We start from the raw sequence: 14383 nt of genomic DNA, 5'->3' as shown, positions 1-14383 counted from the left end.
TTAGCTCTCATGAAAAACTTAAAGCTTAAACTCTTGCATGTTTGCTTGAAGCGTGTCTGCCGTTATTTTTAGCTGTTTGGAAAACGATAAAAGCTCATTAGAAATTTCTCCCATTGAGTGTGTTTGTGCTGTGAGTTCTGTGGTGACTTTATGGATCTGCTGGCTCTCTTTTTGTTGTGTATTGGTCTCATGCTCTACGGTGTTGAGTTCTTGATTGAGTGCCACAATCGCATGGCTAATGCCATCAAAAGAGCCAAGCGCAATTTGAGTTTGTGAAATAACCTCTTGCAAGCTTTGCGCACTGCGCTCAATCTGCCCTTTGACTTCCAAAGCTTTACCATGGACATTGGCAACAATGTGCTCGATGTTCCCTGTTGCTTGATGTGACATCTCGGCAAGGTGACGTACTTCATCTGCGACAACCGCAAACCCACGCCCATGTTCCCCTGCACGCGCCGCTTCAATGGCAGCATTAAGGGCTAAAAGATTCGTTTGATCTGAGATATCTTCAATCGCCAAAAGAATTTGACTGATTTGTTCGGTTGCAATGGCGAGTGACTCCGTCGTTTGTTGAATTTCACTTGTGGCATGTGCCGCCATTTTAAGATCGTCAATAGAGACTTGCACGGTACTGCTAACCTGTGCATTATTGCTAAGAAGCGTTTGGGCGTCTTCCATGGTAGCACTGGTAATGAGCCTAATTTGTTGGGAAATGGCACTGAAATTCTGATTGGTTTCATTGATTTTTTGCGTGTGCGTTGCGACGTGTTCTGCTGTTTTTTCAAGCGTTGTCACAATTTGGCTAACTACCGTAGCAATATGATCAAGCTCCTTCGCTTTTGCCACAATAAAATGAATTTTTTGACTTAGATTTTCCACGATGCTATTGTATAAAGGGCCTAGTTCTGCGACTTCATCGGTGCCACTAAAGGTGAGTTTATGTCTAAAATCTCCATCGGAAAGTACTTGAAACGCTTCTCTAAAGTGTTTGAGTTGCTTGGAAAGAATCATCGGTAAATAGGTCGCTAAACAGAGCATCACCAGCGCGATAACGCCTCCAAAAATATTGACAATGACCATTTTACGGTGCATCGTATCATTGGCAACTTTGAGTTCTTTCACCCCTTCAAGTGTGAGGATTTGTGTTTCAATGGCTGAGGCAATGACATTTTGGCGTATCGCTTCTCTTTGGCTCATTGCTTTATCAATCAGCGCTTTAAAACGGTCAATTTTTGGGGAAAGTGAGATCAGCGAAATTTGTTTGGCGCGCTCATCATTAAAAGAAACAATGAGCTTATCCATACTCTCAAAATCCTCTTTTAATCCCTCAAATTCAGCCTTCAACGTGGACGAAAGTGTCGTAAATAAAGCATGATTGAGCGCTTTTTCAAGCGTGGAATAGAGTGCGTTAAAATCAAGCCAATACGCACCATCGTGTAAAGAGGCATAGTTTTTTTGTGCTTTCTCCATAGACTCAAAGAGTGCTTTTGCTTCTAAGAGTAAAGTTATTTCTTTTTGCAAGGTATCGAGGTTTGAGAGTTCATTGCTTTGATGCGCTGTCTTGGATGAAACAGAGTCCAGTCTGCTTTCCATTTGGCTCTCCATACTAAAAAAAGAGAAAGAGAGGTAGGAAGCATAGCCTACAAAAAAAAGAAAAAAGAGAAACATTAACGTAAAAATTTTAGCGTGTATGGTTAATTTAAAGTGGTTCATATCAACTCCTATCGTACGGCGACAAAGGTTTTAGCAACAATCGCTTGTGCCTCTTTGGTGTAAACATAGTTTAGAAATTGCACTAAAGCCGTTGAAAGGTTCTCTTTGGTTACGAGCACTAACGGTCTTGAAATAGGGTAAGAGCCATCGGCAATGTTTCTATCAATCGCTTCGACATCATTGATACTCAATGCCTGAACTTCAGGTGTGTTTTTCACAAAAACCATACTCGCTGCGGTGATCGCATTGGGATGATTTTTGACATAATTGACTTCATCGATGGGAGCGTCGACTTCGATGGCATCCTTACTGTAGGTTCCCACTAAAACTTTTGTATCAAAAACAATCTCTGTAAAAACAATTTGTGTGGCGCGTTTGTCGGCAAGCGTTTCTATGACCACAATGATAGGTTCATTGATACCACCTACGTCACTCCAGTTTTTGATTTTGCCTGAAAAAATATCTTTGAGCTGTTCCATGCTGAGATTTTTTACAGGGTTGTTCTTATGAACAACCACACCAATAGCATCGTAACCTATGATAAAAAAGCGAAGACCTAAGGCTCTCTCTTTGGTTTCAATGGCACGTGAAATACCTGCCAGTTCGGTTTTATCTTTTAAAAGCGCATCAACCCCTTGCCCAGAACCAGGGTTTTCAATACGCGAAAAGGTATGCCCATAATTTTTTGAAAACTGTTTTGCAAATTCTGGTAAAACAGTTTTCCCAATAGTTGATGAACCTACGTAAGAGAGTTCCGCGCTATGAAGGGTTAAAAAAAAGCCAAGACATAAGAAAATTAGACGCATAAGTGCAACTCCTATATTAGACTTCTCGCAGAATTCATTTTGCAAGAAGTAAAAGCACCAAAGGTGCGCGGGCATTCCGTCGAGGAAAACCCAGTGTTAACGTAGTCTTTGAAGCTTTGCTTTAATGACGTGTTTAAAGGTCTGCAAGAACTCTATTAAATTAAGAAGACCCTCAAAAGAGGGTCTTCTTTTAGTTGTACTCTCTGATATAGAACACTTTAGGGTTTGTACCTTTTTCAGGAAGCAACACCATTGGTTTGTGTGCTCTAAGTGTGGTTGCAATTTTGCTTTTCTCATCATTGAGATCACCAAAAATACGCGCATCCGCAGGGCAAGCTACCACACATGCAGGAGAGAGCCCTTTTGCAACTCGGTGGTTACAAAATGAACACTTCTCAACGGCACCTTTACGACGTACTGCTTCATAACCATCTGCACCACGTGCCGCATTAAAGTTAGGGAAGGGTGCTTTGGCTTTATCTGAAAGCTCTTTTTTCGAGAAAGTTCCACCTTTGACAATGCTACTTTCGTCGGTTGCATAATCCAAGAAAGCATGTTGCGTATTAAAGTGGATAACCCCATAAGGATCAGCCAGCATACAGCTTTTACAGCCGATACAAAGGCTCGGATCGTGTATAACCATGCCATCTTCATTTTTGTGCATAGCTTGTGTTGGACACACTCTTACACAAGGTGCATCTTCACAGTGGTTACACAAGGTTGGCGTATGGGTATAGGTAACTTTTGGAAAAACGCCATACGTTTCGATCTTATGACTCGCCCAATCAATCCCAACAGGTGTGTTATTTTCACTTTTACATGCAAGATCGCATGCACCGCATCCAACACAACGATGGAGGTCAATAATCATTCCATATTTTTTTGCCATGGTTTATCCTTTACCTATATCTTTTCAATTTTTACACGGGTATGTCCACCATGTCGTGGGTTTGATCCACTAAGGCGTTCCCAGTCATAACAATAGAGATCATTGTTATTCCCACCACGAGGTTTTGATCCAAAGATCTCAGATCCTACGCGACCATATGCCCAGTGACCTTGACCGTAGCATTTAGCAACGGTTCCGGGACGGATGCCTTCCCAAAGTTTGATTTCACTTTCAATGGTTCCAAACATGGAACTAACGCGTATTTTGTCGCCGTTTTTAAGTCCTAATTTTTTACCATCAAGCGGATTGAGCTTTGTTACATCTTTTTCATTTTCATCACCTGGATCAACGCTTTTGGTACTGTAATACCAAGGGGTATTTTGACTTCTTCCTTCTCGATTAAGACGTGAACGGTGGTCAATAAAGATGAATGGATACGTTGCCTCATCTCCATAGCGTACGGCTGGTTCATAGTGTGGTACAAAGAATTGCTCACCTTTAACCGTATAATTTGCAGCCTCAATGGCTTCATCAAGCGTCATTTTATGCTTGTCGGCATGATTTTGCATTCCCGCTTTAAGTGTTTCGCTAAAAAACTCAAATTTATGGGTTGCTGTATGAAAATGACCGATTTTTTCGCCAATTTTGTAGCGTTTTGTTTTCCAAATACCTTTTTCAAGTAACTCAGCCCAGCTGTTTATCGTATCGCCTTTGCTATTACTACTGCCATCCCAACAAGGTTTGGTATAGAATTTTGTTGCAAAGAGGTCAAACTCTTCAGGTGTCTCTGGTGTTTTACCCGTTTCAGGATCTTTGAAATTTTCTTGATAATAGCGCAATGGTGCATCAAAACCTTTTTTAGCCAGTGCTTGTGCTAATAAGAACGGTACTTCTGTCTCATCCGTTTTAGCTTCACCATAAGGCTTGATAAGCGGTTGATGGATGGAAAGATAGGCTGTCAAGTTTTGTTTATTTTTAGCAAATCCATAACGCTCAAGCATATGCATTTTAGCGGGTAAGACAATATCTGCAAACATCGTCATCTCTGCGATATTGGTCGTAATATGGGCAAAAAATGGTAATTTTGACATGGCCTCTTCCCATTGCTTTGTTCCCATGGAAGAGAAGACCCAGTTATTCCAATACCCAATAGCCACTTTAATATCGTATGGATCTTTATCAAGCATCGCTTGTGCGACTCTTGACGTACACACAAATCCACCCGATTTCATATGCTCAAGTGCTGGGAACCCTTTGGTTCCTCGTTGATCAATTTTTTGTTTTTTCAAACTGTCGGCAAAACGAGGATCAAGATAAGGCTTGACATCAGGCGTTTTAGCCGTTGGTGCTGAACCTTGTTGTAAGATACCACCAACGGAATCAACGGATCCTACAAGTCCATTGAGTGCATGGCAAGCAAAGGAAGAGATACCTCCTCTAATTTGCATAGAAGCACCTGGACTTGTCCATGAGATTGCTCTACTTCCTGCTTCTGCAAATTCGCGTGCTACTTCACGAATCTCTTTGGCGCTAATACCTGTGATGGGTTCTGCCCACTCAGGAGTACGAGCTTTCAGCTCTAAATTCCACCATGCAACAACGCCATTGGTATGAATTTCATTAAAGACAACAGGAATTTTTTTATCTTCAACAATGATTTCAGTTGGAACTTCTTGCCCTACAGCAAAATAGTTCACTTTATCAGCAAAATCGCCTACAAAATCTCTGTTCCATTTGCCTTCAACAAGAATAACATGTGCAATAGCAATAGCAAGTGCTCCATCAGTTCCCGGAATAATAGGCAACCAACGGTGAGATTTGGCTCCAGTAGCGGATAAACGAGGATCTATCGTCGTGATTTTAGCTCTATCTTTAACATTTCCAAATTGGTTGATAAACCATGGTGTTTGGCGATTTGATGCAACCATATCTGAACTCCAACCCAAAATATAACGAGTATTTTGAAGATCAAAGTCAGCATACGCTGGGTAGCCTTCTGACTGTTCACGTCCAAACTCTTCAGCATCAGCACATAAAGCAGAGTGTGAGATGTTATTTGGGCTACCGATCAATTTTGGGAATGTTCCATACATAATTTCATTTAATCCTGTGTAACGACCACGTGTTAAAAGAAATTTGTGTGTTTCCCCTGCATTAATAAGTTCCATAATTTTATCGGCGATGGTGTTAATGGCCTCATCCCAAGAAATAGGCACAAATTGAGGGTCAACGCCTCTTCCTTTTTTAGGATTGGTACGTTTAAGAGGTGTTTTAACACGATCAGGATCGTACACTTGTTGCAATGCTAAATGTGGACGTGGACAAATGCGTCCACCACTTGGAGAGTTTGGATTGCCTCTGACTTTAATGACCTTACCATCAACGACGAGTCCTTGAATACTGCACCAACTGGTACAGCCTTGACAGGTTGAACTCATCCATTTACCTGATTCGCCCTCATAGGCGAGCTCTCCAATTTTGGCTTCGACAACTTCTGGGAAAATAGAAAGGGTTGAAGCTACTGCAGCGCTTCCTGCTGTTGTTTTGAGAAAATCTCTTCTGTTAATACTCATCATTGACTCCTTATACTGCTTGACCAAGATAAACAACTAAATTTTTGAGGAAAAAACTTCCCACAACAATAATTGAAAAGGTTGGAATGGCGACTGCTTTGAGGGATAATTTATTTAAAATTACCAATGTAAAAATGGCTAAAGGCGCAATTAAACCAATTAAGATACTGAGTACCCAAAACTCCATACTAAAACTACTGATGAGAACATCATAAGCATGTTTAGAAGAGGCTGTTGTAAGGGCTAGATTGTAAACCCATGCAAAAACAGCGGCTAACTCTAGGGTTAAAACCATATTGATGATGAGGGGAAGTTTAAAGCGTGTTACAAGACTTTCTAGGCTTCCTAAGTTCAGTAGAACCATCAATGATGCACCTGAAAGAATAGACGAGACAAAGAAAATCACAGGAATAGCGTTGTTCCAAGGCTCTTTTGCGATGCCTGAGAGCAAGAATCCATGATACAAGCCAACAAGTCCTGCAAGAATGGCACCTGCATAAACGATTTTTGAGCAGAGTGATTCAACACCACTGGTCAGTACTTTAAAGGCGATAAGAAGCGCAACTGCTACAAATGCACTTTGTAAAAAGATACCGATCGACATAAACGACGTTGGATTAATCGCATAAATCGTTTTAATCACGTTCAACGGGCGACCAAGTTCTGTCAGAAGCAGAAGCAATCCTGCTATCACCAAAAGCGGTGCAATCACAAATGATTTTTTGACAAAACCATCGTAAACTTTTGCATCCACATAGTAAAGTACAGCCCCTATAAGGAAGGCACCTACCCCTAAACCACCTAAAAACAGATCGAGCGAGACCCGTATATCCCACAATAAATGCATCATGGACTCCTTTAAAGTTTTTTGAACTTTTCTTCAAGTACAATGTGCTTACTGCAATTAACGTGCCAACTTTTAAAAGCCCTAAAATAGGGACTTTCGGAGAAAAAAGGAGTTTCCAAGAGATGAAAAACGATCAATTTTTGACCAGCACTTATCAAAAATTTACCATGCTTTTTTTGCTGCTGTTGTTACCATTTTCACTCTGTGCCAAAGAAAAAATTGTTTTGGGATTAACGGGAACCGTACTTAAAGATGATCTTAAAAATATCATGGATTGGGAACAATATTTGGAGAATAAAATCAGTGATTTTGACATACAAATACGTTTTACAAAAACGTATGCGGAGATGAATACACTCATCAAAGAGAATAAAGTCGACGTCGCTTATATTTGTAACTCCAGTTATACCAAACTCGACAAAGATGGCACAGGAAAAATTTTAGTTATTCCTATTTTTGATGGAAGTGATCAGTATTACTCCTATATCATTGCAAAAAAAAGCACTTCGGTTGATTCCCTTGCAGATTTCAAAGGGAAAATTTTTGCATTTACGGATCCTGAAAGTAACTCAGGAGCTACGGCTCCAAGTTATTACATGTTAAGTCACGGAATGGACCCTAAAACGTTTTTTAAATCCTACATTTATACCTATGAGCATGGCGAGTCTATCAAAGCGGTGATTGATGGATTTGTGGATGGGGCAAGTGTGGATAGTATCGTGTATACCCGTTTTGCACAAAAGCATCCTGACAAAATTGCACAGTTAAAAGTCGTGCAAATTTTGGGACCTTACACCAATTCTCCGATTGTCACGCGAAGTTCATTGCCTCAAAAGAAGTTTGAAGCACTCCAAAATGCTTTCATTACGATGCACCAAGATGCGTACGGTCAAAGTATTTTAGAAAAACTCTCACTTGATCGTTTTGATCTTCCCTCAGGACAAGATTTTTCCAATGTAGCCAAGATGCTTGAAGTGATTGAACAAAGACAATGAAAAGAGTCATTGATTATCTCTTAGCACTCTCCGTTCAAGTTAAGCTGGCAACGCTTATTTTTTGGGTCGTTTTTGCGATCTCATCTGTTTCGATTATTATCAACATTGATATTCATAAAAACCATACCAATCAAATTATCGATGAGCTTATCAAGACCAATATCAACTCCAATAAAGCCTTTGTGAGCGAGTTTATCCTTACGCACAATCAATGGGAGCTTTACAAATTTCTTAAAACACTCAGCTCTAGCAGTATGATCGAAAGCTCAGGCTTTATCGACAATCTTAACAGTATTGTAGCCCACACGGACACGGAAAATTATCGTATTGGCGATACGTTTAAAGAGTTTGATCACTATAATGTTGTCCCTTTTGAAGAAGATGGTGTCCTTTTTGGCTCTTTCGTACTTAAGGTTAAAAACCAAACACTTTTTAGCATGCTGCAAGATGCCTTTTTAGCGCAATTTGTTCTTCTCATGATGGTAGCGCTACTCTCTTTAGTTATTGCCAATATCTTTATGGGAAGATTGCTTGGCAGGCTCGATCTACTCTCGAACAATGCAACAGCGATGATTGAAAAGCGCTGGGATGACATCACTATTTATCAAGGGAGAGAGAATGACGAGATCACACGCATCATTGAAAAAACGACGCAGTTGATGCGTGAGCTCAGAGATTCTATTGAAAAAGAGGAGAAAAATGCTCGTATTTCGCACTCATTGATTATTTTGGGTGAAATTGGCTCTTCGTTTGCGCATGAAGTGAAGAATTTATTGCAACCCTTAAAACTCCTGCTCTCTCCTGCTCAGCTGCCTGACAAAGAAGATATGCCCATCATTCATGGCGCATTAGCACGCATCGATCATCAGGTGGTGGACTTTTTAGCTCTTGCAAAACCCGCAGATTTTAAGTACGAAAAACCTTTACATGTAAAGGTTTTTGTTGAAGAGTCTATTGCACTTCTGCGCGCTTCTTTGAGTAGAAAACATTTAGGGATTCAAAGCGCTATTGAAGAAGATTTGAAGGTCAAAATGGGGGCAAATGCCATTGAAATTATTGTGATCAATTTACTGAGTAACGCCATTGATGCGGCATTTCAACTCAGCACGATTGAGGTGACATGGAAGAGGGCAGAACAAGCAGGTTTTTCTGTTCTGTGTGTAAAAAACAGTGGTGAAAATATGGATGAAAAAACCAAAGCCAATCTGTTTAAACCCTTTTACACCACCAAAAAAGAGGGCTCTGGTTTGGGGCTTTTTAGCATCTATAAAATCGTCTATCTCTCCAACGGTTACATCGAGTTTGAAAGTCAAAACGAGCAGACACAATTTTGTCTGTATATCCCCTGTGAAGAGGTTGCATGAAAATTGCCATTATTGATGACCAACAAGAGATTCGCTACTCGGTTGCTAAAATTTTACAACGCAATCACCATACCCCGTTGCAGTTTAACGGAGAAGAGTTTGAACTCTCTTTAATCATCGAAGAGCAAGGGGTTGAGCTTTTAATCGTCGATGTGATGCTCGGCGAAAATCTTACGGGCATTGATCTGATCAAGCAGTTTAAAAAAGCTGGGCTGAATCTTCCTATCATCTTGATGACGGCGTATACGACGCCGACCAATATGATCGAAGCGTCTAAAATTGGTATTAAAGACATTTTACAAAAGCCTTTTGATGAGGTGCAACTTTTGGCGTTGGTGGGGAAATATGCCGACACTTCCAGCAAAGAAAAAAGTGCTAAAAAGCCTATAAAACAAGGAGAAGAGGCGTTTGTAGGTTCGTACGAGACGATGAAAGAGATCTATAAAAAGATAGGCATCGCGGCGAATAATGACCTCTCCGTGCTCATTTACGGCGAAACAGGTACAGGCAAAGAGCTTATCGCCAATTTGATTCATACCAACTCGGCTCATAGCGAACATCCGTTTGTGGCTGTGAATTGCGCGTCCATTCCTAAAGAGCTTTTTGAGAGTCAGCTGTTTGGGCATGAGAAAGGCTCATTCACCAGTGCCGATAAACAGCACATCGGGTACGCCGAGCAAACAGGCGAAGGAACGCTCTTTTTAGACGAGATAGGAGAACTTGACATCGAGCTTCAAAGCAAACTGCTACGTTTTTTAGAAACGAAGAAGTTTAGACGTGTGGGAGGTGCTAAAGAGATCACGTTTGAAGGGCGTATCATCAGTGCGACCAACGCCAACCTCAAAGAGCAAAGCCAGCAAAAGAGCTTTCGTGAAGATCTCTATTTTCGTCTCTCCATGCTGACCATCACGATGCCAACGCTTAAAGAGCGCATTCAAGACATTCCTATTTTGTGTGAGCATTTTATCGCAAAAGCCAACCGCGATCTTAAAACGACCATTAGCTCTATCTCTGAAGAGGCACTCAAAAAGCTTATGCAACACCATTGGCGAGGTAACATTAGAGAGCTACGCAATACGATTTACAGTGCGTGTCTCAATGCCAGCGATGCGATGATCAAAGCGGATGACATCAAAGAGTTTGAAGACGCATTGCCGTGTGAGAAGCAAAATTTAGAGCAATTTTGTCGTGATTTTTTAGAGAAAGAAGGTGTTGAAAAAGCGCATGAATTAGAGCAGATGATGCAAAAAACCTTTTTACATGTAAGCTTTACGCTCTGCCCAAACATCACACAGCTTTCCACCATACTCGATATTTCACGCAATACACTTAAAAAACAGCTGAAAGCGTTTAATCTTTACCAAGATGATAGTGATTAACATCGCATTAACATAGTCGCCTTATACTTTACACAAATGTCATAAAGGGGAACGGATATGATCACAGCGCATCATCTCAAAAAAGTCTATCAGACAGGCGAGATACGTCAAGAAGTTATCAAAGATTTGTCTTTAGAAATTAGCGAGGGGGAATTTATCTCTTTAGTTGGCCCTAGCGGAAGTGGGAAAAGTACGGTTTTAAATATGCTCGGTTGCCTTGATACCCCAACTAAGGGTGACATTACCATCAATGGCTCACCCATTACGGGGATGAACAGAACAAAGATGGCACATTTTAGGGGCGAAAACATCGGTTTTATCTTTCAAAGTTTCAATCTGATTCCTGTGCTAAGTGTGTATGAAAATATTGAATATCCTCTTATTATGATTCAAAACCTTCCCGAAGAGGAACGAAAATCGCGTGTACTTACCTTACTTGAGGAGGTTGGGATGTTGGATCATAAAGATAAAACCCCCGATAAAATCTCAGGCGGTCAGATGCAACGTGTCGCCATAGCAAGAGCACTCGTGACCAATCCAAAAATTGTCTTTGCAGATGAACCTACGGCAAATCTTGATACCAAAACGGCTCATATGATTATTGAGCTGATGAAAAAAATTCAAAGAGAGCATCAAACGACGTTTGTGTTTGCAACCCATGATGAAAAAATAGTCTCGAATGTGGACAGACTTATCACCCTTGTTGATGGTGAAATTGTAGCAGATCAAAGGATGAACAAATGAACAATATCCTTAAAATTTCCTATCGAAATCTCAAACGAAACTATCGAAGAACGCTTTTAACGGCTTCACTTATTACAATAGGTGTCATCTTTGTGCTTATCTACACAGCGATGTCAGGAAGCTTTAAAAGTTACACGGTTGGGCAGATTACCGATTCTTTAATGGGGCATATTCAGATACACAAAAAAGGGTATGTGGCTTCTGTCGATAACCTCCCTCTCGATAAAAACCTCAATGCCAAAATGTTAGAATTTATCGAATCAACGTTAACGTCTAACCCTTATGTGCAGAGTTACTCTTACCGCATAAAGTTTGGTGCAATGTTTTCAAACTTCACCAGTACGACCAACATCAGACTGAATGCGATTAATCCTAAAGATGAATTTCCAACGTTGCCACTCCTTGAAAGTCGAATTTCGGATATGAATGGTACCTTTAAACCAGGCGAAATCATCGTTCCTGAACTGCTGATTAAAGGTATGGATGTAAAAATAGGCGATACCATCGTCTTGGTTGCCAATAACAAAAATGGCTCCGTCAATGGCATTAACCTTAAAGTTGCAGGTATCGTGGGGCAAGTCATGGGCCCTGGAGGACGTGATGGGTACATTCACATCGAAGATGCGAAGAAGGCACTTCGTATGAATAATGAACTCGAAGTCAGCGAAATTGTCATTAGACTGAAAAATGTAGAAAAGCTAAAAGATGCAGAAAAATCACTTCAACCTATTTTAGAAAAGCTCAACAAAGAGGGCAAACCTGCATTAGAAATTCATACATGGCAACAACTTTCTCCGTTTTACAACATCATTAAGATGATCGATGTTATGAATATTTCGATTCAAATCATCCTTATCTCTATTGTCCTTATCTCCATCCTCAATGTGATGATCATGAGTGTGTTTGAGCGTGTCAGAGAAATAGGAACCATTGCAGCGATGGGCACACCGCCTTTGACCATCGTCAAACTTTTTTTATGTGAAGGCTTGATGCTAGGCGTGTTTGGGGCGGTTGTGGGAAGCATCTTATCTTTGGGAATTGTTTATCTTCTCAACATTGTCAAAATTACCTATAGCATTGGGCAACAAAGCGGTCTTATTTTAACACCGAGTTTAGGGATAAATGAGATACTTAGCGTGAGTATCATCGTTATTTTTATCTCACTCGTCGCGTCCATATCTCCCGCCATCAAAGCTTCAAGACTTGATCCTGTTGAAGCTTTACGTACCTATTAGGAGTGTACTATGAAGAAGATCATACTTTTTTTACTTACAACGCTAGCACTCTTTGGAGCGGAAAGCATTTTAGAACAAGTGGATAAAAAGCTCAGTCCTAGTTCTGCGGATAGCTATAAAAAACTCATTAACATCGAGCCAGATGGGAGCAAAAAAGAGTTTTTGCTGTATCAGATCAAAAAAGGCAAAGATAAAATTGTTTCGTTGTTCTTACAGCCCGATAGTGAAAAAGGCAGAAGTACACTGAGATTGGATGAAAATATGTGGCTTTATTTGCCTGAGGTCGGTAAACCTATTCGTATCACTTCGATGCAAAGTGTGGTAGGAGGCGTATTTAACAACAGCGATATTATGCAACTCGATTTCTCGGCTGAGTATGACATCAAAAGTGAAACAGATGAAGGGGCAATCATCGTCTTAGATTTGAAAGCTAAAAATGAGACGGTTGCGTACGATAAATTGTTGATGGATGTGGATAAAAAAACAGTGACACCAACAAAAATCGCCTGTTATACGTCTACGGGGATGCTTATAAAAACGCTCTACTATGAAGAGATGAAAGACTTTGGTGGGGGCATTGTAAGACCTGCGGTGATTGAGACGGATTCGCCACTTTATAAAGGCTACAAATCCATCATGGTTTATGGAAAGATAACAGAGCGCAATGTCTCTGATGAACTCTTTACCATTGAAAATATCGGCAAAGTTCAAGAGTTTAGAAAATAGATGAAACCTTTACATGTAATTCTTTTTGCAGCAGTTTTAGGCAATGCAGGAGATTACGATTTTGACCTTGATGCCATCGAGGTCAAACCCTATACTTTGAGTGGTTACCTTAAAGGTGAAAATAAGCTTCAAAGATTAAATGAAGACTCGCCTCTGTTTCATACCAAAAATAAAGAGAGCATGAAGACGTATGCGAGTGAAGGGGATGTGAAATTTGCCTATTTTCAAGATGCGCTCAAGTTAGATTCTGAAGTGATGGTGAATTACAACGATGTTGATGGAGAGTACAGTGATGCTTACACCATCGCGCAACTCTTCGTGCAGTATAAGTTTGATCAAAATAATCTTATTGAAGTCGGCAAAAAAGCGCCTAAATGGGGTAAAGGTTACTTCGTCAACCCCATCGCATTTTTTGATCGCAAAAAAGACCCAAACGACCCTGATGCGTCGCGCGAGGGGTATGTGATGGCGAATTATCGGTACAATAAAAGCTACGATGGGGATGTGAGAAATGTCTCATTTGATCTCATTGTGATGCAAAGCAATGACCATATGAACAGTGATTTTAGCCAAAAAAAGGAAAATAATGTAGGGTTTAAAGCCTATTTTCTGGCGTATGATACAGATATTGATCTTATCTATTATCATCGAAGCGAGCAGAGCGATAAAATAGGGCTAGATTTTTCTAAAAATCTTCAAACGAACATTGAAGTGCATGGAGAGTTTGCTAAAACACTGGGCGCGGATGATTATGCTTATTTGGTGGGTTTGAAGTATTTAACCGAGTTTGAACTCAGTATTACCAGCGAGTATTTTTACCAAAAAAATCAGAGCAGTAAATCAGAACCTTTTTACGACCATCAGTATTTCATGAACAAGTTTTCACAAAAAGAGCCCTTTGATTGGCTGTATGGGTCTCTGTACTATAAAAATATCTACAACCTTGAAGATAAGTCGATGCAAAACTCTTTTGGCGCGACCTATAGCTTCAAAAACAATATGCTCTTGGATATTTCGTACAATATGAACGATGGTCAAATAGGCTCAGAATATGGCTCAAAACTGGTCCAAGATACACTATGGACAAAGCTGTATTGGTATTTTTAAATTAC

At 40.3% G+C, this 14383-nt stretch carries 12 protein-coding genes; 7 read left to right on the top strand and 5 right to left on the bottom strand.

Annotated elements, in window-relative coordinates:
• Positions 1–18: 18 nt before the first annotated feature.
• The 5 genes from SHALO_RS14500 to nrfD all read right to left on the bottom strand — a co-directional run bounded on the left by SHALO_RS14500 (position 19) and on the right by nrfD (position 6831).
• The gene (locus tag SHALO_RS14500; protein ID WP_158513729.1) at positions 19–1593 is read right to left on the bottom strand and encodes a methyl-accepting chemotaxis protein; all 1575 of its coding nucleotides are present in this window, start codon (positions 1591–1593) and stop codon (positions 19–21) included.
• A gap of 128 nt (positions 1594–1721) precedes the next feature.
• Positions 1722–2519 (bottom strand): phosphate ABC transporter substrate-binding protein, encoded by a 798-nt coding sequence (locus SHALO_RS14495; protein ID WP_069479156.1) that lies wholly within the window; start codon positions 2517–2519, stop codon positions 1722–1724.
• Positions 2520–2709: 190 nt separating this feature from the next.
• The gene (locus tag SHALO_RS14490; RefSeq protein ID WP_069479155.1) at positions 2710–3408 is read right to left on the bottom strand and encodes a 4Fe-4S dicluster domain-containing protein; all 699 of its coding nucleotides are present in this window, start codon (positions 3406–3408) and stop codon (positions 2710–2712) included.
• Positions 3409–3422: 14 nt separating this feature from the next.
• Positions 3423–5984 (bottom strand): molybdopterin-dependent oxidoreductase, encoded by a 2562-nt coding sequence (locus tag SHALO_RS14485; protein WP_238585256.1) that lies wholly within the window; start codon positions 5982–5984, stop codon positions 3423–3425.
• A 7-nt stretch (positions 5985–5991) separates the two neighbouring features.
• Positions 5992–6831: an NrfD/PsrC family molybdoenzyme membrane anchor subunit gene (gene nrfD, locus SHALO_RS14480; RefSeq protein WP_084010981.1), complete on the bottom strand. Its 840-nt coding sequence runs from the start codon at positions 6829–6831 to the stop codon at positions 5992–5994.
• 119 nt (positions 6832–6950) lie between these two features.
• On the opposite strand from nrfD, the gene phnD reads away from it, so the two are divergent.
• Genes phnD through SHALO_RS14445 form a run of 7 tightly spaced genes read left to right on the top strand, consistent with a single transcriptional unit; the run spans position 6951 to position 14378 of the window.
• Complete coding sequence (phnD, locus tag SHALO_RS14475; protein ID WP_069479152.1) at positions 6951–7823, top strand: phosphate/phosphite/phosphonate ABC transporter substrate-binding protein; 873 nt, start codon at positions 6951–6953, stop codon at positions 7821–7823.
• Entirely contained in the window at positions 7820–9187 is a 1368-nt protein-coding gene (locus tag SHALO_RS14470; RefSeq protein ID WP_069479151.1) for a sensor histidine kinase, read from the top strand. The genes phnD and SHALO_RS14470 overlap by 4 nt, the downstream gene beginning before the upstream one ends.
• On the top strand, positions 9184–10566 hold the full coding sequence (locus SHALO_RS14465) for a sigma-54-dependent transcriptional regulator (protein ID WP_069479150.1): 1383 nt from the start codon (positions 9184–9186) through the stop codon (positions 10564–10566). The genes SHALO_RS14470 and SHALO_RS14465 overlap by 4 nt, the downstream gene beginning before the upstream one ends.
• Positions 10567–10623: 57 nt before the next feature.
• A complete protein-coding gene (locus tag SHALO_RS14460) occupies positions 10624–11310 on the top strand; it encodes an ABC transporter ATP-binding protein (RefSeq protein ID WP_069479149.1) in 687 nt (228 codons plus the stop codon).
• Complete coding sequence (locus SHALO_RS14455) at positions 11307–12545, top strand: ABC transporter permease (RefSeq protein ID WP_069479148.1); 1239 nt, start codon at positions 11307–11309, stop codon at positions 12543–12545. Before SHALO_RS14460 ends, SHALO_RS14455 begins: the two co-directional genes overlap by 4 nt.
• 9 nt (positions 12546–12554) lie before the next feature.
• Positions 12555–13271, top strand: a complete 717-nt coding sequence (locus SHALO_RS14450) for an outer membrane lipoprotein-sorting protein (protein WP_069479147.1) — start codon at positions 12555–12557, stop codon at positions 13269–13271.
• Positions 13272–14378, top strand: a complete 1107-nt coding sequence (locus SHALO_RS14445; RefSeq protein ID WP_069479146.1) for a hypothetical protein — start codon at positions 13272–13274, stop codon at positions 14376–14378. It abuts the gene before it with no gap.
• The last annotated feature ends 5 nt before the right edge of the window (positions 14379–14383 follow it).

The organism is Sulfurospirillum halorespirans DSM 13726, from assembly GCF_001723605.1.
Lineage (GTDB): Bacteria > Campylobacterota > Campylobacteria > Campylobacterales > Sulfurospirillaceae > Sulfurospirillum > Sulfurospirillum halorespirans.
This window is presented reverse-complemented; position numbering and strand designations above follow the sequence as displayed.